This is a genomic window from Jeotgalibacillus haloalkalitolerans (assembly GCF_034427455.1).
GTDB classification, from domain to species: Bacteria; Bacillota; Bacilli; order Bacillales; family Jeotgalibacillaceae; genus Jeotgalibacillus; species Jeotgalibacillus haloalkalitolerans.
The window spans coordinates 90,491-117,182 of record NZ_JAXQNN010000001.1; the positions used below are offsets into that span (position 1 = coordinate 90,491).

At 42.7% G+C, this 26,692-nt stretch carries 21 protein-coding genes; 17 read left to right on the top strand and 4 right to left on the bottom strand.

Annotated elements, in window-relative coordinates; translation table 11 throughout:
• Positions 1–639 precede the first annotated feature (639 nt).
• The 3 genes from UFB30_RS00460 (at position 640) to UFB30_RS00470 (ending at position 5,735) form a co-directional block, all read left to right on the top strand.
• Positions 640–5,175 (top strand): Ig-like domain-containing protein, encoded by a 4,536-nt coding sequence (locus UFB30_RS00460; RefSeq protein ID WP_322419704.1) that lies wholly within the window; start codon positions 640–642, stop codon positions 5,173–5,175.
• Positions 5,176–5,297: 122 nt separating this feature from the next.
• A complete protein-coding gene (locus tag UFB30_RS00465) occupies positions 5,298–5,492 on the top strand; it encodes a hypothetical protein (RefSeq protein WP_322419705.1) in 195 nt (64 codons plus the stop codon).
• A 24-nt stretch (positions 5,493–5,516) separates the two neighbouring features.
• Positions 5,517–5,735, top strand: coding sequence for a hypothetical protein (locus UFB30_RS00470; protein WP_322419706.1), 219 nt, complete (start codon positions 5,517–5,519; stop codon positions 5,733–5,735).
• Between the two features lie 41 nt (positions 5,736–5,776).
• On the opposite strand, the gene UFB30_RS00475 is transcribed toward UFB30_RS00470, so the two are convergent.
• Complete coding sequence (locus UFB30_RS00475; protein WP_322419707.1) at positions 5,777–6,508, bottom strand: GTP pyrophosphokinase; 732 nt, start codon at positions 6,506–6,508, stop codon at positions 5,777–5,779.
• Between the two features lie 209 nt (positions 6,509–6,717).
• On the opposite strand from UFB30_RS00475, the gene UFB30_RS00480 reads away from it, so the two are divergent.
• The 3 genes from UFB30_RS00480 to hpaB all read left to right on the top strand — a co-directional run bounded on the left by UFB30_RS00480 (position 6,718) and on the right by hpaB (position 9,054).
• Positions 6,718–7,245, top strand: coding sequence for a general stress protein (locus UFB30_RS00480; protein ID WP_322419708.1), 528 nt, complete (start codon positions 6,718–6,720; stop codon positions 7,243–7,245).
• 88 nt (positions 7,246–7,333) lie between these two features.
• Positions 7,334–7,519, top strand: a complete 186-nt coding sequence (locus UFB30_RS00485) for a hypothetical protein (RefSeq protein WP_322419709.1) — start codon at positions 7,334–7,336, stop codon at positions 7,517–7,519.
• 104 nt (positions 7,520–7,623) lie between these two features.
• Positions 7,624–9,054, top strand: a complete 1,431-nt coding sequence (gene hpaB, locus UFB30_RS00490; protein ID WP_322419710.1) for a 4-hydroxyphenylacetate 3-monooxygenase, oxygenase component — start codon at positions 7,624–7,626, stop codon at positions 9,052–9,054.
• Positions 9,055–9,084: 30 nt separating this feature from the next.
• On the opposite strand, the gene UFB30_RS00495 is transcribed toward hpaB, so the two are convergent.
• The 3 genes from UFB30_RS00495 to UFB30_RS00505 form a co-directional block, all read right to left on the bottom strand.
• Positions 9,085–9,318, bottom strand: coding sequence for a hypothetical protein (locus tag UFB30_RS00495; RefSeq protein WP_322419711.1), 234 nt, complete (start codon positions 9,316–9,318; stop codon positions 9,085–9,087).
• A 353-nt stretch (positions 9,319–9,671) separates the two neighbouring features.
• Entirely contained in the window at positions 9,672–10,673 is a 1,002-nt protein-coding gene (locus tag UFB30_RS00500; protein ID WP_322419712.1) for a tRNA dihydrouridine synthase, read from the bottom strand.
• Between the two features lie 383 nt (positions 10,674–11,056).
• Positions 11,057–11,806, bottom strand: a complete 750-nt coding sequence (locus tag UFB30_RS00505; protein ID WP_322419713.1) for a DeoR/GlpR family DNA-binding transcription regulator — start codon at positions 11,804–11,806, stop codon at positions 11,057–11,059.
• 175 nt (positions 11,807–11,981) lie between these two features.
• On the opposite strand from UFB30_RS00505, the gene UFB30_RS00510 reads away from it, so the two are divergent.
• The 11 genes from UFB30_RS00510 (at position 11,982) to UFB30_RS00560 (ending at position 26,685) form a co-directional block, all read left to right on the top strand.
• Positions 11,982–12,686: a ribulose-phosphate 3-epimerase gene (locus UFB30_RS00510; protein WP_322419714.1), complete on the top strand. Its 705-nt coding sequence runs from the start codon at positions 11,982–11,984 to the stop codon at positions 12,684–12,686.
• On the top strand, positions 12,687–13,247 hold the full coding sequence (gene hxlB / locus UFB30_RS00515; protein ID WP_322419715.1) for a 6-phospho-3-hexuloisomerase: 561 nt from the start codon (positions 12,687–12,689) through the stop codon (positions 13,245–13,247). It begins immediately after the preceding gene.
• 30 nt (positions 13,248–13,277) lie between these two features.
• The gene (locus UFB30_RS00520) at positions 13,278–14,429 is read left to right on the top strand and encodes a mannitol-1-phosphate 5-dehydrogenase (protein ID WP_322419716.1); all 1,152 of its coding nucleotides are present in this window, start codon (positions 13,278–13,280) and stop codon (positions 14,427–14,429) included.
• 51 nt (positions 14,430–14,480) lie between these two features.
• The gene (locus UFB30_RS00525) at positions 14,481–14,918 is read left to right on the top strand and encodes a PTS sugar transporter subunit IIA (protein ID WP_322419717.1); all 438 of its coding nucleotides are present in this window, start codon (positions 14,481–14,483) and stop codon (positions 14,916–14,918) included.
• Between the two features lie 24 nt (positions 14,919–14,942).
• Positions 14,943–16,406 (top strand): PTS mannitol transporter subunit IIBC, encoded by a 1,464-nt coding sequence (locus UFB30_RS00530; protein ID WP_322419718.1) that lies wholly within the window; start codon positions 14,943–14,945, stop codon positions 16,404–16,406.
• A gap of 613 nt (positions 16,407–17,019) precedes the next feature.
• Positions 17,020–19,380, top strand: a complete 2,361-nt coding sequence (locus UFB30_RS00535) for a glycoside hydrolase family 10-like protein (protein ID WP_322419719.1) — start codon at positions 17,020–17,022, stop codon at positions 19,378–19,380.
• A 187-nt stretch (positions 19,381–19,567) separates the two neighbouring features.
• On the top strand, positions 19,568–20,905 hold the full coding sequence (locus tag UFB30_RS00540; RefSeq protein WP_322419720.1) for an ABC transporter substrate-binding protein: 1,338 nt from the start codon (positions 19,568–19,570) through the stop codon (positions 20,903–20,905).
• Between the two features lie 69 nt (positions 20,906–20,974).
• Positions 20,975–21,913 (top strand): carbohydrate ABC transporter permease, encoded by a 939-nt coding sequence (locus UFB30_RS00545; RefSeq protein ID WP_322419721.1) that lies wholly within the window; start codon positions 20,975–20,977, stop codon positions 21,911–21,913.
• A 19-nt stretch (positions 21,914–21,932) separates the two neighbouring features.
• Positions 21,933–22,757 carry a carbohydrate ABC transporter permease gene (locus UFB30_RS00550; RefSeq protein WP_322419722.1) on the top strand — a complete coding sequence of 275 codons (825 nt, stop codon included), beginning with the start codon at positions 21,933–21,935 and terminating at the stop codon, positions 22,755–22,757.
• Positions 22,758–22,774: 17 nt separating this feature from the next.
• Positions 22,775–24,127 (top strand): FAD-dependent oxidoreductase, encoded by a 1,353-nt coding sequence (locus UFB30_RS00555; RefSeq protein WP_322419723.1) that lies wholly within the window; start codon positions 22,775–22,777, stop codon positions 24,125–24,127.
• A gap of 2 nt (positions 24,128–24,129) precedes the next feature.
• On the top strand, positions 24,130–26,685 hold the full coding sequence (locus tag UFB30_RS00560) for a glycoside hydrolase family 38 N-terminal domain-containing protein (RefSeq protein WP_322419724.1): 2,556 nt from the start codon (positions 24,130–24,132) through the stop codon (positions 26,683–26,685).
• Positions 26,686–26,692 lie beyond the last annotated feature (7 nt).

Genomic DNA, 26,692 nt, shown 5'->3' on the forward strand with positions numbered 1-26,692 from the left:
AAGGTCATTTTGAAGTAGGGAATAACGGATTTTTCCATTCGGGAGGTTGTATATACCATTAGAACTATGAATCGCATTTATATTTAATAGAGATATATAATCATTTTTATATATGACCACTGTATGTATTTAATCTTGAGTCCTTAATATTGAAAGAGAGAGATGCCTGTATCAAAGGGAATTAGAACCCGCTCACGGCGTCCGGACTGGAGTTGAAATGGATAATCAGCATATAAATCAAGCATTCATTATTTTAAAAAAGTGTTGTAATCAATTATCAGTGGTTTATAGTTATAGTCAAATGTCCCACGTAGGACAAAAATAAATAAATATTCATTGTCTGAACAAAAAATTTTCGATTTATATGAAAGCGTTAACAAAATTGAGATGCATTTATCAGATGAGCGGTCACTTGATGAAACACCTGAATAGAAGGGTGAAATCGTCAATTTAGACATAGGATTAGCACTTGTACCTGAGGTCAACTTTTTTAATAAAGAAGGGAGCGGAAGAGTATCAAACAGGAGATCGTTATTCCCCGGTAGAGCTGCTTCAATTTCAACACAGAAGGTTTAAGAGTAGCAAAAGTCCAGTTGCGGAACGTTTTACAAACGAAAAAAGACAGGAGATGAGTACATATTGAAAAAGGCTAAAAGAATGAAAATGCTGAGTCTGGTTTTAGTGACGAATATGCTGCTGTTCACATTTGCGGATTTTAATGTAAGCAGTGTGAAAGCAGAAGAAACAGGGCAGAGCGAGGCGGCCTCACAAACGATTACATCAATCGCTGCAGTTGGTGCTACAACGCTTCAGGTAGGGTTTGATGGAGGTGTCGGGTTCGAATTTCCGAACTTTAATAATGGTGCCGGGTTTGAAGCTGTGGAGGATGATGTTGATCTTCTGGTGAAGCAGGATGGCGAATGGGTTTCGATCGTCAACAATGCTGCGAGCGGATGGATCTATGATGTGAACTTTGGTAACTGGTGGGAAGGCCCTGGCGGTTACTGGTTCAATCCGGTAGAGGAAACGACGCAGGTCAGAGTGGGGTCAAAGACGAATCCGGATGTGTTTGTTGAGTACACGCTAAATGTGACGCCGGCAAACCCGCAGGTCATTACATCAATGGCGCCTGCAGGACCAACTACATTTGATGTATCGCCTTCCGGTGGTACAGGATTTGAGTTCCCGAGGTTCAACACTGGCGCAACATTTAACGATGTAAAGGATGACATCGCCCTTTTTGTAAAACAGGGTGATGAGTGGGTTTCGATTGATAACAATGCAAGCAGCGGCTGGATTTATGATAATAACTTCGGCAACTGGTGGGAAGGCCCGGGTGGATACTGGTTTGACCCGGTAGAAGAAACGACGCAGGTGAGAGTGGCATCGATCACGAATCCGGATGTGTTTGTTGACTATACGTTAGTCGTTACACTTCCTGTGAGAAATTCTCACGTCATTTCCAACTTTGATGGTAAAGCAGTCTTTGAAGCAGATAAGAGCGGTGCAATCGGCATGCCGATCCCAAGAATTGATGGGGGTTATGCGACAAAGAGTGAAATTGATAACTTTGTCTATGAAGTAAAGGTTGATGGTGAGTGGGTCAATATTTTAGAATCTGCCGTGACTGGATTCAGTTACTCGGCAAATGGCTACAATAACTCATCATCAGCTACGCAGTGGGGATTCTGGACGGATTATATCTTCGGTCTCTGGTTCCAGCCTTTACAGGAGGATGTAGCGCTTCGCATCGGCTACCCGCTGGACGGTGAAAAGGGCGGCGACATTGGAGATAACTACGTTGAATATCAATTGGTCGGTAACCCGGATGCATTTCGCCCGGATGATGTGGTCGGTGAAGATATCGAGCTTGGGTCATCTGAGAATTCAGCAATTGAAGGATGGGAACTAGTCTTTAATGATGAGTTTGATGGCACTGAACTTGATGAAAGTAAATGGAATTATGAAACCGGGTATTATTTAAATGATGATCCTGGCACATGGGGCTGGGGAAATGAAGAGCTTCAGCATTATACAGACAGTGAAGATAATGTATTTGTAGAAGACGGTAAATTAAATATCGAGGCACTTGAAGATCCGGCATCATTCGAGCAGGATCCGGACCGTGTGGCACCGTATTCTTCAGGAAAAATTACGACGCAGGATAAATTCAAATTTACTTACGGACGAGTGGACTTCAGCGCTAAGCTTCCTGCTGTGTCAGGCGCATGGCCGGCACTTTGGATGATGCCAAATGATGAAGTGTATGGCGGATGGGCATCTTCAGGTGAGATTGATGTCATGGAAGCTAGAGGACGTGTACCGGAATCAACAAGCGGTGCGATCCACTTTGGCGGTGAATGGCCTGCCAATACGTATCTTTCAGGTGAACAGCACTTTGAGGATGGCGGAAGAATTGATACAGACTTCCACACATACAGTGTGATTTGGGAAGAGGATGCAATCAGCTGGTATGTAGACGGAAAGTTTTTCTACAAAGTCACAAAAGAGCAGTGGTTCTCAGCAGCAGTTCAGGACAATCCAAATGCACCTTTCGATCAGGATTTCTATCTGATCATGAACCTTGCAATGGGCGGCTGGTTTGACGGCGGCGTTCAGCCTGACGCTGAAGATTTCCCTGTTTCGATGGAAGTGGATTACGTCCGCGTCTATAAAGACCTTGAAGCGGAAGAAGAGGAAATCCCTGAGGTTCCTGTAACAGGTGTAGAGCTGAATAAATCTGAGGTTGAATTAACAAAAGAAGGCCAGACAACAAGACTTTCAGCAGCAGTTGCTCCGGCAAACGCGACAAATAAGAAGGTTACATGGTCTTCAAGTGATGAAAACGTTGCGAAAGTAAGTACAGGCGGTGTTGTCACAGCAGTCGCGAACGGAGCCGCTGAGATTACAGTAACAACAGAAGATGGCGGTCAGACTGATACAGCGACGGTCACTGTCGATATTATTCCGGAAATGACGCAGGAGCAGATGTTCCCGCTGAAAAATGGTTCATTCAGTGAGGAACTGACTGGCTGGACAGCGTGGAGCTGGAATAACGAAAACTTTATCAATGAAGTAGAAGTGAAGAATGGCAAAGCTGAAATCAGCGTTCCTGCATTTGATGCAGAAGGCACAGGTGCTGAAAAGTGGGCTGTCCAGTTGAAGCAGTCGGATCTTCAGCTTTACGCAGATAAAGAATATCTGGTTTCCTTTGACGCGAGTTCAAGCGTTCCACGCGATTTGGAATTAGTCGTTCAAAATAGCGATTTCGTGCGCGCATTCGAAAAGGAAATGTCATTAACAGAGGAAACTGAAAGATTCACATATTCATTTACCGCAACAGCAGAAGAAGCGGTTGAACTGAACTTCCTTTTAGGTAAATACGCTGAATCTGATGCGCATAGCGTAACGATTGATAATGTCGTGCTTGAAATGAAGAATCCGGCTGTCAACCAGGTGAAAAATCCTTCATTTGCAGACGGAAACACGTCATGGGATCTCTGGTCTGATACTGGTGCAACATCAAAGATCACAGACGGTCAGAATCAGCTTACGATTCCATCGATCGGTAATGAGTTCTGGAGTATTCAATTCAGCCAGCTTGGATTTAAGTTAGAGGAATCAAAGTCATACCGCTTAGTATTCGATATGTCTTCATCAATCGGCAGAAAAATTGATGCGATTTTAGAAAGTGCAAGCTTTGACAAGCATATATGGGAAACGGTGGAAATCAATGAAGAATTAAAGACGTATGCGATTGAATTTACGCATGAAAAGGATACAGACCCTGCGGCGAAGCTTCTGTTCGCTTTAGGTAAAGTGGAAGGACAGGAAGCGATTGGAGAGCACACTGTCACAATTGATAACGTGCATCTGTATGAAATTCCTGCATTGCCGGCAGAAAATCCTGAAAATCCGGAAGAACCATCACCTGAAAAAGAAGGCTACGGTGTTGGTACAGTAAAGGAAAATTCAGTCGAGTTTTATGTGAACGATGCGCCATGGGCGATCATTCATTACATTAAAAACGGCACAACGCAGCAGAATATTATGATGAATAAAGCCGGGGAGAACTACTCTGTTTTCACGTTAGATGTGAACGAAGGCGATGAAATCAAATACTGGTTCACTTACGGACTGGCTGAAGGCGGGCAGGCGGAATATGCTGAGCAAACGTATATTCACGAGTTTTCAACTGCGCCTGAAGCACCGACTGCAAACGAAGTATCAGATCAGTCAACAGAGGTAACCGGTGAAGCGGCGGCCGGAACAGTTGTAACGGTGTCGAATGAAACGGAAGCATTTACAGCAACGGCAACTGCTGACGGTGCATATTCAGTCACCATTCCAAAGCAAAAAGCAGGTACCGTGCTTACGATTACGGCAACCGATGCAGATGGAAATGTGAGTGAAGCACTGAGTATCACAGTTACAGATAAAACAGCTCCTGATGCGCCGACAGCAAATGAAGTATCAGATCAGTCAACAGAAGTAACTGGTGAAGCAGAAGCTGGTTCAACTGTCACGGTTTCAAATGGAACAGACTCATTTACAGCAGTTGCAGACGCTGATGGTGTATATACTGTTGAAATTCCAGAGCAGGAAGCAGGCACTGTGCTGACGATTACAGCAACAGATGAGGCTGGAAATGTGAGTGAAGAATTAAGCGTAACCGTAACAAGTACGCTGAAAGTGGACGAAGTAACGGTTCAGTCTAAAGAAGTAACAGGCAAGACAGAAGCAGGAGCAACCGTCACTGTGGATCTTAATGGAAAAAATAATAAGCGTACTGTAAACGCGGATGAAGACGGCCGATTTACAGTCAAGATTCCTAAGCAGCACGCAGGTACCATCCTTACCATTACGGCAGAAGATGCAGATGGTGAGCTGATTAACACGAAAACAGTCAGTGTCAATGATGGTAAAGCACCTTCAGCGCCGAATGTGCAAAACAATGTAAAGAACTCTTCTACTTCTGTCTCAGGTAAAGCGGAGGCAAATGCCGAAGTAACAGTGAAAGCCGGCGACAACGTCATCGGAACTGCACAGGCAGATGATAAAGGGAAGTTTGAAGTGGAAATTGAGAAGCAGGAAAAGTCTACTGTTCTAAGCATTACTGCAACAGATGCAGAAGGCATGACCAGTAAGGCAGTAAAGGTAACAGTGAAGAAATAAGCAGCTAAGCCCCCTTTCCTGGAATGGAGAGGGGGCTGTTTTTATAAGAAAGGATGATTTTTTAGGGAACATTTTTCCATCCCATACGTATCTTTGTTAAATCATCTTTGAGGAGTGAGCAGATGACAAGAGAAAACTTCAAGTGTGAAAAGTGCGGACATACAGAGAGCAAAACCGGAAAAATTGGCAACAACGGGTACGATAAAATTAGAAAACCGGATTCGTTTATGTCGTTTGGTACTTCGATGTATATCTTCTGCTGTGCGAAATGCGGGGATGTATTTGAAATGAAAATCGAGAGTCCGGAAAGGCTATAAATTTAAATAAGGGGGTTCGGCGAAATGGACTTACTGCTCTGGTTTACAATTGCATTTTTTGTGATTGGATTGATTGTGCTGATGGTAATTAGAAAATCGATACGAAACAGAATGGAGTTTGTGAAAAATAACCCTGATCGTGAAGGGGAAGCAAAGCCGGTGATCTGGTTTATCTGGGCAGCGACTGCGTGGGGTGTTGTGAGTATGGCGCTTATTGTGACGTGGTTTTCGGGGGTTGCTTAAAAACCAGGCGCGGATCAATCCCTGCACCTGGTTTTATATTTCTATTTCCGTCCCTTATCCATGCGCTTCAGCAGATCAGCCATCATCTCAGCGGGATTAATCATTACATCTTCTTCAGGGTTTGTTTCCTTCAGAATATTTACCTCCTGATTAATCCGCTCCATTTTCCGGTCCAGCGCATTTGCCGTATCAGCAGCTTCCTTCAGCTCCTGAGTCAGCTTTTCGGGAACGTTGCCATTGTATTTGTAGTAGATTTTGTGCTCAAGACTTGCCCAGAAGTCCATCGCAATCGTTCTAATCTGCATCTCAACATTCACATTCACTGTCCGGTCAGACATGAAAACCGGAATCTGCAGAAGCAGGTGCAGGCTCTGATAGCCGCTTGGCTTCGGATTTTTGATATAATCCTTCACTTCAATCACCTGAATGTCCGCCTGGTTCTGAATCATCTCACTGATTCTGTAAATGTCAGAGACAAATGAGCAGATTACCCGGATTCCGGCAAGGTCTTTGATCTCCTTTTCAATCATATCAAGCGACAGCGGCAGGCCTTTCTTCTGCATCTTCTTCACAATGCTGTCCCCTGACTTCACACGCGTATTCACGTGCTCTATCGGATTATAGGTATGAATCAGCTGAAACTCCTCTTTCAGAATGTTTACCTTCGTACTGATCTCATCCAGCGCAAACTTATAAGTCGCACGGAAGCGCTTGATTTCTTTTCGGATATGTTCGAATTCTTCTTTTGAAATGGGCTGCTGGTGTTCTGACATGTGAGGTCCTCCATTTTATAGGGCTGTGATTTTTACTTATATAGATATACTGACTTTCATTTCACCAGGTTGCAATTATTCAATGATTTTTTGTGAAGGTATGTATTTTATGTGAAGGGTTCCGTTGGAAAAAGATAAACACAGCTTAATAGATGAGGACGTTCATTTTATATACTTAATCTAAATATAGCAGGAGGTGAACAGTCAAGGTGAAGACGGTACTGAGCAACAGATTAAAATACTTGTACACCGGTGAATGTTTTTCAATGATTCTCTTTGTGCCGCTTAGTTTTTATTTAAATGCTGCATTTCCTGATCTGCAATTGTATTCACTATTTTCATTCTGGGTCTCTTTTATTCTTTTGGAATTTCTCTTATTACAGGGAGCGATCTATTGGTATGCAAAACTAAAGAGGTTAAAAAAAGAACAGTCAGCAATCACCCCGATTAAAACTGTTCGCCTGTTACATCGCCTGAAAATCGTCAATAAAGGGCTTATAATCGCAGGTGTTTTTGCATTTGGTATTGATTTTATTCAGCATTACCCAAATCTTCCTGCAGGCGGTTTATTAATTTCCTTTTTCATTTATATCTTTGCCATTTTAGAGTTTATTAACTACTTTTATACTCAACTATCATATGGCCGTATATTTGAAATTAAAAACCTGTTAAGGAATAGAACGCTGAAGAGATCCAGTTTGAGTAAGGATTTTGAGCGGATGAAAAATTTGCATTAAGAAGAGGGTTAACGGTTACTATCTTAAAATGTATTATATACGTTAACTAGCAATTTTTTAGATGAAGAGCGTAATAAGGAGTTTGATCATGTTTGTTATTAATATCCTCGTATCTATAATCGGCATGACGGCATTAATGGGTGTATTAGTTTTTATGACCCTCAAAATCATTCGCGGTAAAAAGAATCTGTATACCTGGATGATCTTAATCGTCCTGGCTTTCTTCTTGCTTTTAGCCAGCTGGCAGGCACTCATCTTTTTCAATTTCAATTAGATCATTTCCTCTAACATGTAATCATATAACCCCGGCAGTCACACAATCCATTTCCCCTCATACCTATAAGTTACAGACTTTTTCTAAAGAAGGAGCATGTCACGATGGGGATCTCAACAGGAGAGCAGTATATCAGGCGGATCAATCAGCTGAAGACGAATATTCTGCTGGATGGAAGCGGGATTACGGGGGACATCTCAGATCATCCTGCCTTTAAAGGTGTGATGGCAAGCCAGGCGAAGCTGTATGATCTTCAGCATCAGCCCGAATTAAAAGAGATCATGACATATGTCTCTGACACATCAGGAAACCGTATAGGGACTTCCTTTTTAGAGCCGAAAACAAAAGAGGGTTTAGAAAAAAGAAGGCTGATGATCCAGGAATGGGCGAAGAGTCATGCGGGGATGATGGGCAGATCCCCTGACTATATGAATACCATTCTGATGGTACTGAATGCCGCAGCGGAGCTTTTTACTGCTGAGGATGAAAAGTGCGCAGAAAATATCAGACATTACTATGATTATGTGAGGGAGAATGACTTATCCTTAACCCATGTATTCGTCAGTCCGCAAAAAGACCGTTCCAGCAAAGGTGGCGGAGATACTGCAGCTCGAATGATAAAGAAAACCGCAGATGGCATTGTGGTTAACGGCTCCCGGATCTTAGCTACGCAGGCAGGTATTACTGATGAAATTCTTGTATATCCGGTGCCTTCTAATATAGATGATGAAGCCTTTTCCTACGCGTTTGCGATTCCATGTGATACGCCGGGCTTAACGTTTATCTGCCGGGAGTCCTTTACTTATAAGGAATCTCACTACGATCACCCGCTTGGCTCCAGATATGATGAAATGGATGCAATTGTCCTTTTTGACAATGTCCTTGTGCCATGGGATCGGGTGTTTTTGCACGGCAGCTCAATCGTAAAAAATCTTCTGTACAGTCAAAGCCGTATTTTTGAACATACCGCCCATCAGGTTGTCTCAAAAAATGTGATCAAGACAGAATTTATTCTGGGAACCATCCAGCTCATTATTGATGGGATCAACATTGGTGAATACCAGCATATACGTGAAAAATTTTCTGAAGTGGCGATCGCACTTGAAGTTATGAAGGGGCTTTTACATCAGTCAGAAAAGAACGCGAAAGTCAATCAGTGGGGCACACTGACGCCGGAACCTAACCCGTTGCTTGCAGCAGTGAACTACTATCCGAGAATCTACCCGCGTTTCATGGAAATCATTCAGCTGATCAGTGCGAGTGGGCTTGTTGCCATTCCGTCTGAAAAAGACTTTGGAGGAGATCAGAAAGAGGTGCTGAATCATCATTTACAATCTGCCAATCAGGAAGGTTATGAACGGGTAAAACTATTCCGTCTGGCATGGGATTTGTCGATGAGTGCCTTTGGGTCGAGACAGAAGCTGTATGAACGGTTCTTTTTCGGTGATCCTGTCAGACTTGCAGATCAGTTATATGGCAGATATGACAGAGGGGACTCGATTGAGATGGTGAAGGATTTTCTTGCTGGAAAGTAGCATGAAGGCTGGGGATTATGTTTCCCAGCCTTATTTGCGAGCGCTATTTTCCTGTAAGTGCTTTTCATAAGCCGTCCGGACTTTATCTACTCCTGATGAATATACAGAACTTTTTTTATGAATTTCGTTTAATAAATATAGCCCTCTGAATAAGGAACCAACAATAATGCCAAAAGCAATCAGACCACCGATCAGAGGTCCCATCATCAATAATAAATAGCCGAGAATCGTTGCCAGTACAATTGAAAACAGCAAATGCGCCATATGGTTACCATCCTTTCATTAGATTACAGGGTATATTATGTAATAAACATGATTTTATCATATCTATAATTTGAGCTGCGAAAGAAATTTTAACAGTACGAATTAAAGAAGGCGAAACAGAACAATGTAGATTGAAGTATAAAACAATATATTTATGACGATCTTAGTGCAGCGAAGTGTAAGGCGGTGACTCCGGGACGATTAGTCGGAAGCTGAGACCCCGGAAAGCGAAGCTTGAGGAGGCTCAGCAACCACCGTCCGGAAAGCATCCGCCTGAAGAGCAGCGGAACGATTGAAACACTAATATAGAGCCAAAAAAAGAGAAAAGCCCATTCGACTTTTCTCTCATCACTTTATTTACTTACCGAAAACCCCTGCTCTTCATTCACACCATTTTTCTCTGTGAATTCATTCAGCAGATCACGCACCTCATCTGTCGTCTCCGTTTCCATCAGACGGTTTCTCAGCTCACTCGCCCCACGGAATCCGCGTACATAGATCTTAAAGAATCTACGCAGCGGTTTGAATGCACGCGGCTCAAGCTCTCTTGAATACTTGTCATGCAGATCAAGCTGCAGACGAAGCAGATCAAGCAGCTCCTCGCTCGTATGCTCTTTCTTTTCCTTTTCAAACGCAAATGGATTATGGAAAATCCCGCGCCCGATCATCACACCGTCAATTCCATACTTCTCAGCAAGCTCAAGGCCCATCTGACGGTCCTCGATATCACCGTTTATGGTAAGGAGCGTATGCGGTGCAATCTCATCGCGCAGCTTTTTGATCTCAGGGATCAGCTCCCAGTGAGCAGGCACGTTACTCATCTCTTTTTTCGTACGCAGATGGATCGACAGGTTGGCAATATCCTGTTCAAGAACATGCTTCAGCCAGTCATGCCACTCATCTACATTCGTATAGCCGAGACGCGTCTTCACGCTGACTGGAAGACCTCCCGCTTTCGCTGCCTGGATAATTGCAGCCGCAGTCTCCGGATGGCGGATCAGACCTGATCCTTTTCCGTTTGCTGCCACGTTCTGTACAGGACAGCCCATATTAATATCCACACCGCGATAGCCCATCTCAGCCATCCCGATACTCATCTGACGGAAATATTCAGGCTTGTCTCCCCAGATATGCGCAACAATCGGCTGCTCATCCTCTGTAAAAGTCAGGCGGCCTTTCACGCTGTCTTTTCCGCGCGGGTGGCAATAGCTCTCCGAATTCGTAAACTCCGTAAAAAATACATCAGGTCTCGCTGCCTCGCTGACAACATGACGAAACACGACATCCGTCACTGCTTCCATTGGCGCAAGCACAAAAAATGGACGCGGCAACTCATGCCAGAAATTATCTTTCATATCTATCTGAACCCTTTCTATAGAGGAAACACGTTCCCGAAATGTTATATATATCATCATCAATGACTGGTTTCACTTGACTTTGGTCTTTATATACTTTAATAGGATTTGGATGAAAGTGCAAGGGGAGTGGGCTGAAAAGAGGTGTTGGTAAAACGATCCCTTTTGTTATGTGAAACAATGTTGTAAGTAAAATCTTAGTGCAGCGAAGCGTAAGGTGGCGACTCCGGGACAATTAGAGGGAAGCTGAGACCCCACAGGCGAAGCCGAGGAGGCTCAGCAACCTCCGTCCGGAAAGCGTCCACCTGAAGCGCAGCGAAACGATTAAAAAAAGACCGGACAATTTGTCGCAGTCTTTTAATAAGAAGAAAATTAAAAATGTCCTAACTAACCACAACAATCTCCTGATTATCATAAAGCCGTTTCACATGCTCATTCACATTCTCAGTAATCAGATACGTCAGCTGACTCGTCGGGCAGATAATATGATTGGATACAGTATCAAGCTTGTCAGCCGTGACCATCGCAAGCGTTTTAGACGAAACACTGACCATCTTCCTTTTTACAAGCGCTTCAGAAATGCTAGGTACGCTGATGCCGATATGAGGGTCAATGTTATAGACGCCCATGATATAAAGGTCAGCTCTCATAGAGTCCAGCGCTTCCACCGTGTCGATCCCCAGATTCACCATAGATTGCTTGAATAACGTTCCACCTACCATAATGACCTCAACATCCTCGTGATCCCCAAGTGCCATGGCAATCGGCGGGCTGTTTGTAATAATGGTTGCCTTTAATGATAGAGGGATCTGGTTCACAAATTGCAGGTTTGTTGTACCGCCATCGATCAGGATGACCATATCGTTTCTGATAAAGTCCATCGCTTTCTTCGCAAGGCTTGTTTTAATGTCACTTGAGATATACTGCCGGGTTGTGAAATCCACTACCGGCGGACCGACTCTGAGTGCGCCGCTATGAACGCGTTTGACCAGCCCCTGTTTATCCAGCTCTTTTAAATCTCTTCTGATTGTATCCTCTGAAACAGATAACCTGCGGCTCAGGTCGCTGGCAATAATCTTATGTTCTTCATCTAATATCTCCACTATCTTTTGCTGTCGTTCTTCTTTTAGCATCTGATCTATCCCCTTTGTTCGTGTGGAATGATTCTTATTTTAGCACAATTAATCTGCAACTAAAACACATTCGCGCATCAAACGCGCTAAAAAATGCAAAAACGGGCTTTACATATAAATTGAAAGCGCTTATAATAAATTAAACAATTAAAAACACGCACAAGGAGGCACAAAAATGCAAAATAGAAAAATTGATATCGCGCCATCAATCATGTGCGCTGATTTATGTAATTTAGAAGCTGGTGTTAATAACATAGAGGAACTGGGGCTTGATCTATTGCATGTAGATGTAATCGACGGGTACTTCAGTCCAAGCATGCCTCTTGGCATAGATACGATCAAACAATTAAAAACACGCACAAACATGAAGTTTGATGTTCATATTATGGCAAAAGATAATGAATACTTTATTCAGGAAATGATTCAGATCGGTGCAGAACAGATCACATTTCACTTAGAAACAAGCAATCACGTCGACAGACACCTGCAGCTGGTGAAGAAAAGCGGATTACGTGCAGGTATTGCATTAAACCCGGCAACGCCGCTATCGGAGCTTGAGTATATTCTTCCGTACTGCGATACCGTTTTACTGATGCTGATCAACCCGGGCTTTGCAACAGATAAGAATGAAAAGCAGGTCGCTTATGCTGTTGAGAAGGTACGTGATCTTCGTCAATTAATTGATGAAAAAGGATTGGATACGCGCATTGAAGTCGATGGACGTGTTTCATTTGAGACGATTCCAGGATTAGTGAGCGCCGGTGCAGATATTCTGGTTGCCGGAAGTACAAGCCTTTTTGCTAAAGGTCAGAGCCTTGAAGACAACAAAAAGCTGATGGAAGAAAAAATTAAAGCAGGTCTATACGAGGAGGCAAAATAAATGACTCAATATCATGAATCTGCCAAAGAGATTACAAACGAACTGGCTAACACACTGCAGAATGTGAATGCTGAAGATGTAGCGCACTTAATGGAAGAAATCAGCCGTGCCGATAAAGTGTTTTTTGTAGGCGTGGGAAGAGTCCTGCTTTCCTTGAAATCCATTGCAAAAAGACTGGCTCACCTCGGTGTGAACACTTACGTTGTTGGTCAGATTACTGAGCCGGCGATTACAGATAAGGACCTTCTGATTGTAGGGTCAGGCAGCGGTGAGACTGCTTTCCCGCTGATCATTGCGAAAAAAGCAAAGCAGCATAACGCACGGGTTGCCCACATTGGCGCTAATCCTGAAAGTTCAATGAGAGAATTCTCAGATGTATTTGTCCGCATCCCGGTCAGCACAAAGTTGAACAGACCGAACGAAATCCCATCCGTGCAGCCAATGACAAGCTTATTTGAACAAAGTCTGCTGTTGCTTGGTGACACAGTAGCGTTGATGATGATTAAGGAACAGGATATTGATATGAAAAACCTTTGGGAGTACCACGCAAACCTTGAGTAGGTAAATTCTTGAGACAGGGGAGAAATGAACATGCGCGCGTTACATTTTGGAGCAGGAAATATTGGCAAAGGGTTTATTGGTTACTTGCTGAGTAAGAATGGTTATGAAGTATGCTTCGTTGACGTCAACCAGCAGATGATTGACCACATCAACAGCCACAACCGTTATGACGTTGAACTGCTAAGTGATGATCGCCGCATTGAAACCATTTCGCCAGTTTCTGCGTTGAACAGTATCACTCAAAAAGATGCGGTGATCGAAAGGATTGTAAGTGCAGATGTCATTACCATGTCAGTCGGCGTACAGAACCTTTCCAAGGTAGCAGGCGTGCTCGCTGAAGGATTAAAAAAGAGAGCTGCTGCAAACCGGAAGAACATCAATGTGATGGCGAATGAGAACGCCATTAACGCAAGTTCAACCTTGCGAAAAGAAGTAGCTGAACATCTTACGCAGGAAGAAATGAATGAGATCTGCACGTTCACAGCCTTTCCAAATACTGCCGTTGACCGATTGGCATTATCAAGGCAAAGTGAAAGTGGAGAGATTCCAATGGTTGAGCCTTTTTACGAATGGGTGATTGATCAGTCTGAAAAAGTGGATGATGGTCTTCCCGGGCTTCAAGGGGTGACTTATACGCAGGACTTAACACCTTTTATAGAGAGAAAGCTATATATCGTAAATATGGGACATGCTGCCGCCGCTTATCTGGGTCATTTAAAAGGGTATCCAACGATTAGAGAAACGCTTGAAAACACTGAGCTTGAAGCGCTAGTTAAAGGCGCAATGAAGGAAGCTGCCGGTTATATCGTACAGACATTTCAGGCGGATCCGAATGAGTTGGACCAATTCATTGAGAAGACAGTGGGCCGGTTCAAAAATCCGCATGTCAGTGATGATGTGAAAAGGGTTGGCAGAGCGCCGGTCAGAAAGCTTGGATCCCGTGAGCGTCTCGTGCATCCGACAGTGTCATTATTTGAAAAAGGTCACCCGGTTGAAAATCTGACAGAAGCAATTGCTGCAGGGTTTCTATTTAATGCCCCTGAGGATGAAGAAGCTGAAAAACTTCAGGCACTCATCGCAGAAAATGGAATCGAAAAGGCAGTTCAGATCATCAGTGGTATAAAAATTCAAAACCTTCAAAGCAAAATTGTCAGCAAATATAACACTTTAAAAAACGGATAGAGAGTCAGTCAGGTGATACCTGCTCTGAGAACAATAAGAGGAGGAACAATTATGTTAGCAGATTATTTAAAAGGAAATATTCATTTTGAAGAGGGATCGTCAACGTGGGAAGAATCAATCAAAGCTGCTGCTGAACCACTTTTAAGTAAGCGCTTTATTACTGAAGATTATGTTCAGGACATGATTAAAAATGTTCAGGTGAACGGCTCTTATATCGTGATTGCACCGGGTATTGCCATGCCTCACGCCCAAAACCAGGGCGGCGTGCTTAAGACGGGTATTTCATTCCTGAAGCTTGAGAATAGTGTGACCTATCCGGAGGAAAAAGATGTGAATATCCTGTTTGTTCTTGCAGCTGAAGACAGCGAGGGGCATTTGGAGTTAATTTCAGATCTGTCATCTCTGTTAATTGATGAAGACGTAATGGAGCAGCTGAAGCAGTCAACCAGTGAAGAAGAGGTATTGAACCTGATCGAAGCACTTGAATAAACCATAAAAAGGGGATGAGTAAAGATGACAAACGTGGCAAATGTTCAGGACTATGGTCAAAGTGGAGATAAAAAGCCTTCTGTACGTGCAAAAATTCAGGCAATGGGCGGTTTCCTCACGAATATGGTTCTGCCGAATATTGGTGCATTTATTGCCTGGGGTATTTTAACCGCGCTATTTATTCCGACCGGCTGGATTCCGAATGAAGATCTCGGGCAAATCGTCGGACCTGCAATTACCTACCTGCTGCCACTGCTCCTTGCCTATACTGGCGGACGAATGATCGCCGGTCAAAGAGGAGCTGTAATGGGTGCGATCGGGGCAATTGGACTGATTGTCGGTTCTGATATCCCGATGTTCCTTGGTGCAATGATTATCGGACCGTTAGGTGGTTATGCGATCAAGAAATTTGATCAGCTGATTGAAAACAGAATTCCTGCCGGCTTTGAAATGATCGTTAACAATTTCTCAATCGGTATTTTAGGATTCGGTTTAATGATCATTTCTTACTTGTTCATCGGACCAGTCATTCAATCCCTGAATGAAGCAATGACTGCAGCAATTCAGGCGCTTGTGTCGACAGGCTTCCTGCCGCTGCTATCCATTGTGAATGAACCTGCGAAAGTGTTGTTCCTGAATAACGTGATTGATCAGGGGATTTACTATCCGCTTGGACTGCAGGAAACAGTTGAAGCCGGGAAATCCATCTTCTTTACAGTCGCTTCAAACCCTGGACCGGGTCTTGGACTGCTTCTTGCATTCACGCTATTTGGTGGAAAGATAGCCAGAAGAACAGCGCCGGGTGCGATTGTCATCCACTTCCTTGGTGGTATTCACGAGCTGTACTTCCCGTACGTACTAATGAAACCACTTACAATCATCGGTATGATTGCAGGAGGTATGTCAGGAATTGCAGTATTCAGCTTCTTTGATGCAGGTCTTGTAGCCGGACCAAGTCCGGGATCCATTTTCGCTTACCTTGCCCTGACACCAAGAGGCAACTTCCTCGGTATTATTTCAGGCGTCCTGGTAGCTGCAGCAGTAACATTTGCTGTTACATCCGTGATCCTGAAGCTTGATAAAAACAAAGATGAAGAAGCTGACTTTAGCAGCTCTCTTGCAAAGTCACAGTCAATGAAAGCAGAAGGAAAGCAACTGATGAATTTCTCAGGAGAAACTGCAGAAGCTGCTGCAACAAAGAACGTAAGCAAAATCTCATTTGCATGTGATGCAGGAGCAGGAAGCAGTGCGCTCGGTGCCACAACCTTCCGGAAGAAGCTCCAAAAGAAAGGGATCACAGACATTGAGGTGAAGCACTATCGAATCGAGGATGTCCCTGAGCACTCAGATATCATCGTCGTGCACAAAAACCTCTCTGACCGCGCAAGAATGGCCCATGAAGATAAACGGATCATTACGATCGAAAGCTATCTGAATGACCCGAGTCTTGATGAGCTCTTAGATCAGTTGGAGCAGGAAAAGAAATAGTGAAGATGTAATGAGCTGACCCGGCGTTGATCCAACGCTGGGTCAGCTTTTTTGTTAAAAAAGCTGAAAATTTTTTCTCTATGCTAAAAAAGGGAGGGAGAATGATTTTAAGTGACATTATTAATTCAGTGATAAAACCCGGCTTTACATTATAGCGTTTCGATGAGCATCGCGGCTGGAGCAATGAGAATATACCCTGAGAGTTTACGATTTTGGCGGGGAAATAACGTGAAACTTTCAGCACACGAGTGATCAATTTGAACCCGGGTGAAGAGTTTCGCAGGATGACACTCTTCACTCGTGTTTTTATAATACTTCTCCTGAAAATATTCAGCATCAAATTTTTATGAGCAAAGCAAAATTTGGTTCGTTCACACTAATGCTAAAAGGTTTAAAAAAAGTATTTATTTAACAATATATTAAATTGATATACCTAAAATAGAGGTCAGTTCAAAGGTTTTATTTAAAATGAAAATAAATTTCTTAATTTAAAAATATTCGAAATTATTTTGAAATTAACTTGCAAACGCCTTTGGAGGGTGCTTATAATGTTCATGAAAACGCTATCATTTTTTGATAATCGTTTTTATTTTGAACAAAGGGGAGGATATGTATGAAGGAAAGTTGGAAGAAGCTTACCGGTTCAGTACTTTCAGCCAGTCTGGTATTGTCGTCACTTGGTTTAGCGGGTTCGGCTGTTGCAGAGGAAACAGTTTCGGAGGATGTACTTGCTGTTATGGATCAGTCGGGGGATAGATTGGAAATAGATACGACAAATCAACGCTCCAATGATAACAGGCTTGTTGTGTTTAATGACACATTCAGTTATTACACTGAAACAGATAAAGGGAGCTTTGAAGTCGTTCTGGAGAAAAGCGGTCTTACTACATACCGTGTTGTAAAACAGACAAATGGTGACAGCGAAATTCCTGAAAACGGCTTGGTGTTATCAACTGGAGATGTAACAACAGATGAAATTAAAGGGTTTCTTGAGCAGCTTGAAACCGGGGAAACCGTTACTTTACATGAACCAACAGTAAAACAGGAGAACATGCAGTCAAATGCAGTTGATCCGACAGCACAATCAAATCCTGGAGGCGCGGTGTTCGATGGCTTCAGAGGGCCGGATCAGCTGATTGTATATACTCCTGGCTTCGGTTCATCAACTAAAACAAATCAGTATGGATATGAAATAACAGTAGAAGATGGATTTGTAACAAAGCTTGGGGGCGGAAATTCAGCAATTCCTGAGAATGGCTTTGTTGTGAGTGGTCATGGTGTAGGATCAGCCTGGCTGTCATCTAATTCAATCATTGGAGCAAAAGTTACTGTAAATGAAAATGGGGTTGTAGAAATCACCCAGGACGTTGAAAGTTTCCAATATCAAAGCAGACAATCTATTGAACAGGCAAAGAATTCTATTGAAAAAGCAAAAGCTGAATTTCTTGATGTAGCGATGGAAGAAGCTGAAGAATCGGTTGAAAAAGCGGAAGCGCTTTTAGAGGATGCATCGCAAATGAATGCGGAAGACCCTGTTCGTGCACTTCATATGACAAGAGAAGCTACGCAAATCGCCTATGATGCATACTATTATTCATTGCCTTCAAATATTGCTGAACAGCGTGGCATCTGGTACCGGCCTGAAGAAACTACTCTTGAAGGGGTAAATCAGGTTCTTGATCGGATGGAAGAGGCTGGCTTTAACTCAGTTTACTTAGAAACGACTTTCTGGGGCTATACGATTTATCCTAGTGAAACAATGAAAGCTTATGGGTTGCCAGAGCAGCACCCTAATTTTAAAAATGGTGATTATGGAGAATACGGAAAGGATCTGCTGAAAGCGTATATTGAAGAAGGAAAGAAGCGGGGCATGACTGTACAGGCCTGGACTGATGGTTTTATGATCGGACATGGTTCTCTCGGCCTGCCTTCCCAATTCCAGAAATACCCTGAATGGGCAGCGATTCAGCGATCTAATACAACAGGAAAGCCTGCACCGGACTCCTCAAATCAGTATTACTGGCTGGATATTGTGCAGCCTGATGTTCAGGAATTCATGCTTGCGATTTATGAAGAAATGCAATCTGAATATGATATTAAAGGCTTGAATATCGACTATATGCGTTACCCGCATCACGGCTTTGATAAAAGCTACGGATACAGTACAGAAGCAAGAGAAATGTACAAAGAGGTATCCGGAATTGATCCACTGGATCTGACTGCCGCTGATCAAGATGAATGGGATGCATGGCAGGAATGGATCCGCACAAAGGAAAATGAATTTGTCAGTAAGCTTCATGATCAGTCAAAGGCCATTGATAAGCGATTCATGCTGACTGCCACACCTGAGCCTGGACCTGAAGCAGTACTGATCGGAGACTGGAAAGACGATATTGACGGTGTTATTCCCCAGGCATACGGTCATGATTTCAACAGCATTCAAAACACAGTGAATGCAAGTAAAAAACTGATGCCTGAAGGCACAATGTATTACACAGGAATTTATTCTTTCTATCACCACCTGAGTGAGATGGCAAGCGTAAATGATGTCATGTCAGCTAAATATGGAACATCCGGTGTAAATATGTTTGCTTTTGGTCAGGCAAGCGCGCCTTCAGTGGATGCACTTGGAAAAGGTCCTTGGAGAGAAAAAGCCATTAACCCTGGTGAAGAGCCGATTGAAGCATCGTTTGCTGTATTAAAAGACATGCAAAAGCAAATAGGACAAAACTATATTGCCGGAGGAGCCGTTAAAGGAAAAGATGCAGCTTCTATCAGGAAAGCTGTCAAAAATGTAGAAAAATCAATTCAGAGAGATACGTTTAACACGGATGAAGCTTATCAAAATGCACAAGCCATTATTACGGAACTGATTGAAACTGAAAAGCTGAATAAAGCTTTAGGAGAGAGAATGCTTGGTCAACTCGAGGAAACAAAGCTGTGGGTAAACTATTCTAATCAGCACCATCAGTGATGTGTGGGAAATAACAGATGTATAATATCTGTTATTTCCTTCTTCTATCCCGATAAAAAGAAATTAATTTTCAAAAATAAAAAAATAAATAAAATAATTTACAAAAAGTGATTGAAAGTTGCTTTGCGGCATCATATAATAAAAACAAGAAAACGCTTTCTTAGTGATTACAAAGGGGGAAATACAGATGGAGAAGACAGTGAAAAGAATTTTTGCGGGTTCACTTATCACGGCACTTTCATTAAGCATGGCAGCATGTAACAGTGACGGGGCAAACGGGTCAGATGACAGTCAGGAAGGCGGCAGTAGTGAAGGTCTTTCGGGAACAGTGACGATGTGGACAGCCTCTCTTGCGGGAGAGCCGTTTGATACATACTTCAAGGACCTCGAAGCAGATTTTGAAGAAATGCATCCTGATCTGGATGTAGTAATTCAGGATATTCCACAAAATGAAATGGAACAAAAAGTACTAACATCGCTGACTGGTGGAGATGTACCGGATCTGGTTAACCTTAACCCTCACTATATGTCTAACATTGCAGCACAGGGCGGACTACTTGATCTTACTGATGAACTGAGTGATGAAGCAAAGGGTGCTTATGTAGAAGGTCCTTTTGAATCAGGAAAGTACGAAGACGGCTTATATGCACTGCCGTGGTATCTGACAACAACTGTTTCATGGTATAACGGCGACCATTTTGAAGAAGCCGGCGTATCTGAATTACCAACGACTACGCAGGGCATCTATGACACAGCTAAAAAAGTAACGGACGCAACTGGGAATCCTTCATACTATCCGGTTATCAATGATGGAAATGCAATCATGGAAAAGCTGGTTTCCCTCTCTAACGGAGAACCAATTGTAGAAGACGGTGTAGCGAATTTATCTGGAAATGAAAACATTGTGGAATTCTTTGAACTAACTCAGAAAATGTATGAAGAAGGTATTATTCCACAGGAGACTGCAGAAGGCTCAATTCAGACTGGTCAGGAACTGTACATGGCTGGAAACATCTCACTTCTTGAGGGTGGTGTAACATTCCTTGGTCCGATCGAATCCGGTGCACCTGACGTATTCTCTGCTTCAAAAGCAGGCCAGCCATTAAATGATGCTGATGCTCCTGTGAATGTGGCAGTCATGAACTTTGCTGTACCAGCTAAAACTCAAAACAAAGAGGCTGCTGTAGCGCTGGCTGAATTTGTAACAAATGCTGAAAATCAGCTTGAATTTGCAAAAACTGCAGGTACAGTCTTGCCTTCAACAACTGAGTCATTAGAAGATGATTATTTTGCAAATCCAGGGGATTCACCAAAAGCAATGGGAATGCTTGAAGCATCTAAATCACTTGGTCGTGCGGAAGTATTAATCCCGCCAACTGAAAACAGTGCGGATCTGCGCCTAGCAACGAAAAACATTTTCACAGAAAACCTTCAGGGGTCACTATCACCTGAAGAAGCGGTAAAACAGCTTGAAGAAGAGTGGAACGCGGCCTTTGAAAAATCAGGTGAAAAAGTAACTTTCTAAATTTTGTTTAAAACCACAGGAGACTAGCTTATCTAAGCTAGTCTCTACTTCTTAAAAGGGGGGCTCATGATGAATAGAGAGCCTATAGTAATGAAAAACATTAGTGTAAAATCTGCACGCAGGCAGCGAAAATGGAGTGGTGCGTTTTTAACACCGTGGATGTTTTTACTTCCATCTATTGTGATATTGGGGCTGTTCCTGGGCTATCCCATTCTGGAGGCATTCAGATGGAGTTTCCTGGATTATAAAATTATTGCAGGTACAGGCGAGTTTGTAGGGCTTGCAAATTTTCAGGAGATCTTCGCAGATAAGTATTTCTGGAACGCGCTGATTAATACAATCTTATTTTTAGTCATTGTACTTCCATTGAATGTTTTCCTGCCAATGATATTAGCGGCATTAGTTAATCAGAAAATCAGAGGAGTAGAAACGTTTCGTATTCTCTACTATCTGCCGGTTATTACGCCGATGGTAGTAGCAGCATTAATGTGGAAGATGCTTTATTCTCAAAACGGTATCATTGCTGAAATACTATTATTCCTTGGTATTTTTGATTCACCGACAAATCTTCTTGTCCAATCTTCAACAGCGTTAGTAGCAGTTTCGGCGATCACTGTCTGGAAAGGGCTCGGGTATTACATGATCATTTATCTGGCTGGACTTCAATCGATCCCTAAAGATGTCTATGAATCAGCAGAAATTGATGGTGCATCTGTGTGGCAAAAGTTCACGAAGATTACAGTACCTATGCTGACACCTTCTATCACACTGGTTTCTGTTATGACGATTATTGCAGGGATGAAAGTGTTTGAGGAGATTGCTTTAACGACAGGTGGAGGACCTGCCGGCGCTACAACGACTCTTGTTATGTATATTTATGAGAAATTTAACAGCCTCGATGTCAGTATTGCTTCAGCAGCAGGACTTGTTCTGCTTGTGTTGGCGATCGGCGCATCATTGCTTCAGATGAAGCTGACGAGTAAACGTGAAGACGACTTAAGGGCGTAAGAGAAAGGGGAAAACAGATTTGAAACCAAAACAATTCACTCAAAAACTTTGGCTGTATGCCCTGATGATCTTTATTACATGCCTGACAGTGGGACCTTTTTTAATCACTTTATTTATTGCTATGAAATCTCCTACTGAAGGAATATATGGAGCGATGCTTCCTGAAAATCCAACATTTGAAAATTTCGTATCAGCTTTTGATAAAGCTAATTTTTCTTTGTACTTTCTAAATACAACGATTGTCACTGCACTGGCTATTCCGTTAAATCTACTGTTTTGCAGTCTGGCTGCATATCCGCTTGCCAGAATGAACTTCAAGGGAAGAAGTGTGGTTCTTGCCCTGATTATCTCAACAATGATGGTTCCGTTCCAATTATACATGGCGCCACTTTTTCAGTTGTCAGGAGAACTCGGGCTCAGAAATACTCACGTAGGATTGATCGTCATGCAGGTATCCACTGCCTTTGGCATATTCCTGTTACGTCAGGCGTATCTGCGTGTCCCGAAAGAGCTTGAAGAATCTGCATACCTCGATGGCGCAAATAAATTTAAAGTGTGGTATCTGGTTGCACTTCCCCTTGTCAAGCCAACGCTTGTCACTTTAGCTATTTTTACATTTATGGGGACATGGGGAGATTATTTATGGCCACTCATTAACTCAACCGATAGCAGCAGATACACATTATCAATCGGTCTTGCGCAGCTTTCACAGAACTTCGATGGATCTAACCTGAAGCTGATCAGTGCGGCATCCATTTTAACAACAATCCCTACCCTTGTGATTTTTATCTGGCTGCAGAGATACTTTATCTCGGGTGCCACAGATGGTGCAGTAAAGGGTTAACTTGAGGAGGCGTTCTTTTGGAAACAATCATTTATAACGGTCGGGACATACCGGTCTTATATGACGTAGATTGTGTTGTAGTTGGAGGAGGTACAGGTGGTGCGGCGGCAGCTATATCAGCACTGGAAGAGACCTTATCAGTACTGGTAATTGAAAAAAATATATCACTTGGCGGTACTCAGACGAATTCATTAGTTTCTCCAATGATGCCTACCTACGTGGAAACACAACGTATTAACAGAATGATTATTGAAAGACTCCATGCTGAAAATATTCGTACAAGCGATGGTACAACTACCTGCAGCTGGTTCAATGTTGAATCCCTCAGTTACGTACTTGAACAGTTAATCACAGAACGTGGAGGAGATATTCTTTACGATTCGAGATTTATCGATTGTATAAAAAATGATCAACAGATCAATTACATTATCGTAAGTACCTGCAGCGGTCTTGTTGCGATTAAAGGAAAAACCTTTATCGACAGTACTGCAGATGCATCGCTATCACAGGCAGCAGGAATACCGGTAACGTCGGGTGATGCAAAAGGGCAGAATCAGCAGATTTCCTTCCGTTTTGAAATGGGTGGGATCAATATTGATCAGATTCGGGAATTTGTCCTTTCTAAAGGAGAGACGTTCTGCAAAATTGATGACCCTGATTTTTTTGAAATTGCGATGGTTCCCGGCAAGGGGCATGTCTTAGAGCCGTTATTCCGCAAAGGAGTCGAAAATGGGGATCTTCTTGAAGAGGATATGAGATATTTTCAGGCATTTACACAGCCTGGCAAACCAACTGTAATGTCCTTTAATTGCCCTCATGTACCGGGCATTTACCAAACAACAGATCCGATACTGCGTTCAAAAGCAGTGACCAGGGGAAGAGAAATGATTCAAAGGCTGTCCAAGTTTCTGCCCGCCTATCTTCCCGGATTTGAACAATCATTTCTGCTGCGTGAAGCGACTCAGCTGGGAATCAGGGAATCATGGAGAATTACTGGTAAGTATGTGCTGACAGAGCATGACTATATTAAACGGGCACGATTTGATGACGGGATTGCCCGTGGTGACTGGTATATAGATGTGCATAGTGTGGCAAAAGAGGATATTGAACATGCAAAGCTTTCAAAGGGTGAATACTATGAAATTCCTTACCGGTCTCTTGTAGCTGACGAGGCTGAAAATCTGATCGTAGTCGGCAGACATATATCAAGTACATTTTTAATGCAGGCTTCTCTCAGAATTCAGCCGACTGTCAGAGATCTGGGCCAGGTGGCAGGAATGGCATGTGCATATTCTGTCAGAATGAACACCGCTCTGAATCAGATGGATGGTGCGGTACTTAAACAACAGCTTCAGCTTGTGGAGGAATGAGAATGGAACAGATTAAAGAAGTGCATATTCTGAATCATACACACTGGGATCGGGAGTGGTATGAGTCATTTGAACAGTTTCGTTACAAACTCAGAAACGGTCTGCGCTATGTTCAGGAATTAATATCTGCAGGTGAGATCGAAAACTTTTTCCTCGATGGACAGACAATTGTGCTGGATGACTATCGGGAAGTTGTGAGTGAAAAAGAATATGAACGCTTTCTTTCCCTGATCAAAGACCAAAAGATTGAAGTGGGACCGTGGTATTTGCTTGCAGATGAATTTCTGGTCTCAGGAGAGGCGATGCTGAAAAACCTTGAAATTGGTATTAAGACTTCAAAAGCTCTTGGATCAGCAGCCAGTATCGGCTATCTGCCGGATACGTTTGGACATATCAGTCAAATGCCGCAAATACTGAAGGGTTACGATATTCAGCATGCGCTGATCTTTCGGGGAGCAGTATCTGACAGTTACGAAAATACCTGGGTTGGTGCAGATAACAGCAAAGTTTTCACCTTTGTTTTGCCGTTATTTGAAGGTTATTATCAGACCTTTTTAAAACATAAAGATTTCATGGAGAAAACAGAAACCTATCTGTCAGATAAAGCTCCTTATCTCAGACATAATAAAGCTTTGATCATGAATGGCGCAGACCATACTTTTGTGAGTCGTGATCTTAAAGATAGAATCATGGAGATGCAAAGGCAGTATCCACATATTCGATTTACACAATCGCTTATGTCTCAGTATCTGGATGCATTTAAAGAAAAAGATACTGGGAATGTGATTAAAGGAGAGCAGAGAGATCCGTCCAAAATATTTATCCTGCCTGGTGTATACTCAACACGATCTTATTTAAAGGTTCAAAATCAAATGTGTGAAGATCAGGCGATCGGTATGATGGAGGCTTTAAATGTCTGGAATAATGGTGAGAGTGATTCAGCTGAATTTATGGATTACGTATGGAAGCTGATTCTCCAAAACCAGCCTCATGACAGTATTTGCGGATGCAGCGTTGACGAAGTCCATGATGAGATGGAAACCAGAACACAAAAAGTACTGAGTGCGATCGGTCAATTTACACACGATCACCTTAACGATGAGTATCCATTTGAATTTATAGATTCCACTGTTGAAAATCCTTACTTATATCTTGTAAATAACACGCCGGTATCAGAGATGTATACGGTGAATGCAAGTATCCGTATTCCGGTGCCGATGGATCTGGGCAGTATCAGGTTGTCACATGACGACAAAGACATTCCGTTCGATGTGATAAGACGGGAACAGCGCGAAGAATTCCTGCATCACATTCTGGCGGAGCCTCACTATGCTGAATATGTAATCTATGATGTCACATTTAATCTTCATTTTGATGGGGTAGAAGTAAAGAGAGTCCGGATAGAGCGTGAAGCTAAGAAAACATATGCTTTGGAAATGAAAGAAGCAGATCATATTGAAAATGAATTTTATCAGATTCGGTGGGGCTCTCAGGGGTTATCTATTAAAGATATCGAAACAGGTGTCAACTATAAAAATCAGCATCATTTCCTATCTTCTCTTGATGCAGGTGATTCATATAATTATTCTCCACCGGTTAATGATCACCTGAGTACAGGCAGACTCATGCAGGTAAGTAAGATCAAAAAAGGTAAGACCTTCGAATCTGCAATTCTGCATTATGAACTTGAACAGCCGGCTTCACTGAATGAGGATCGTACGGGTCCAGCTCATGAAACAGTTACATCTCATATTGAAACGACAGTTACATTAAATAGAGGGAAAAGGTTAATTCAGTTCAAAACAAAAGTGGTGAATACTGCAAAAGATCAAAAGCTTCGGGTTGGATTTGGTACTGGCACTGATGTGCATGTCAGCTATGGAGATACAGCATTCGACCTGCTGGAAAGAGAAACGCTGAGAATAAAAGAATATGATATGCCGAAAAATAAAGAGGCGGTAATGAATCAATATCCGACGTATTCTACGGTTATTGCGGGTGATCATCAGCTTGTTCATAGAGGGCTCCAGGAATTTGAAGTTGAGCGCCATGAACAGTCTGATATGGTTTTCCTGACAATGATCAGAAGTGTTGGATGGTTATCAAGAAGGGACTTGAGAACCCGTGGAAATGGTGCAGGACCGGGCTTCGAAACGCCGGGAGCACAATGTATAGGTACTTATGAATTCGAGTATGGTCTTATACTGGGGCAAAACAACATGTCACTTAATCACGCAAAAGTGATGAGGCAGCCGGTGTTAACACAGCAATCATATATATTTAAAAAAGAGAGAAATTTATTTAAGCAGTCCTCACAAGTGATCGTATTCTCTTCGTTCCGTCAAAAAGATGAGAATTCATTTGATATAAGAATGTTCAATCCTTCTTCAGAGGAAGCTGTTACAACCTTACACTTTGGCTTTGATCCTGAAGAAGTCACAAAAGTAAATTTTAATGGGGAATCGATTATTCATTATCCGGCAAAGCGTGAAGTGAGTGTTTCTTTTCAACCAAAAGAAATTGTCACGCTACGTGTTAAAAGAACATTTGATTATTGAGGACTTT

Coding starts and splice junctions, on each gene's coding strand:
- UFB30_RS00465 (WP_322419705.1), top strand. CDS start 5,298: ATGACAAGAGAAAACTTCAAGTGTGAAAAGTGCGGACATACAGAGAGC.
- UFB30_RS00470 (WP_322419706.1), top strand. CDS start 5,517: ATGGACTTACTGCTCTGGTTTACAATTGCATTTTTTGTGATTGGATTG.
- UFB30_RS00475 (WP_322419707.1), bottom strand. CDS start 6,508: ATGTCAGAACACCAGCAGCCCATTTCAAAAGAAGAATTCGAACATATC.
- UFB30_RS00485 (WP_322419709.1), top strand. CDS start 7,334: ATGTTTGTTATTAATATCCTCGTATCTATAATCGGCATGACGGCATTA.
- hpaB (WP_322419710.1), top strand. CDS start 7,624: ATGGGGATCTCAACAGGAGAGCAGTATATCAGGCGGATCAATCAGCTG.
- UFB30_RS00495 (WP_322419711.1), bottom strand. CDS start 9,318: ATGGCGCATTTGCTGTTTTCAATTGTACTGGCAACGATTCTCGGCTAT.
- UFB30_RS00500 (WP_322419712.1), bottom strand. CDS start 10,673: ATGAAAGATAATTTCTGGCATGAGTTGCCGCGTCCATTTTTTGTGCTT.
- UFB30_RS00505 (WP_322419713.1), bottom strand. CDS start 11,806: ATGCTAAAAGAAGAACGACAGCAAAAGATAGTGGAGATATTAGATGAA.
- UFB30_RS00510 (WP_322419714.1), top strand. CDS start 11,982: ATGCAAAATAGAAAAATTGATATCGCGCCATCAATCATGTGCGCTGAT.
- hxlB (WP_322419715.1), top strand. CDS start 12,687: ATGACTCAATATCATGAATCTGCCAAAGAGATTACAAACGAACTGGCT.
- UFB30_RS00520 (WP_322419716.1), top strand. CDS start 13,278: ATGCGCGCGTTACATTTTGGAGCAGGAAATATTGGCAAAGGGTTTATT.
- UFB30_RS00525 (WP_322419717.1), top strand. CDS start 14,481: ATGTTAGCAGATTATTTAAAAGGAAATATTCATTTTGAAGAGGGATCG.
- UFB30_RS00530 (WP_322419718.1), top strand. CDS start 14,943: ATGACAAACGTGGCAAATGTTCAGGACTATGGTCAAAGTGGAGATAAA.
- UFB30_RS00535 (WP_322419719.1), top strand. CDS start 17,020: ATGAAGGAAAGTTGGAAGAAGCTTACCGGTTCAGTACTTTCAGCCAGT.
- UFB30_RS00540 (WP_322419720.1), top strand. CDS start 19,568: ATGGAGAAGACAGTGAAAAGAATTTTTGCGGGTTCACTTATCACGGCA.
- UFB30_RS00545 (WP_322419721.1), top strand. CDS start 20,975: ATGAATAGAGAGCCTATAGTAATGAAAAACATTAGTGTAAAATCTGCA.
- UFB30_RS00560 (WP_322419724.1), top strand. CDS start 24,130: ATGGAACAGATTAAAGAAGTGCATATTCTGAATCATACACACTGGGAT.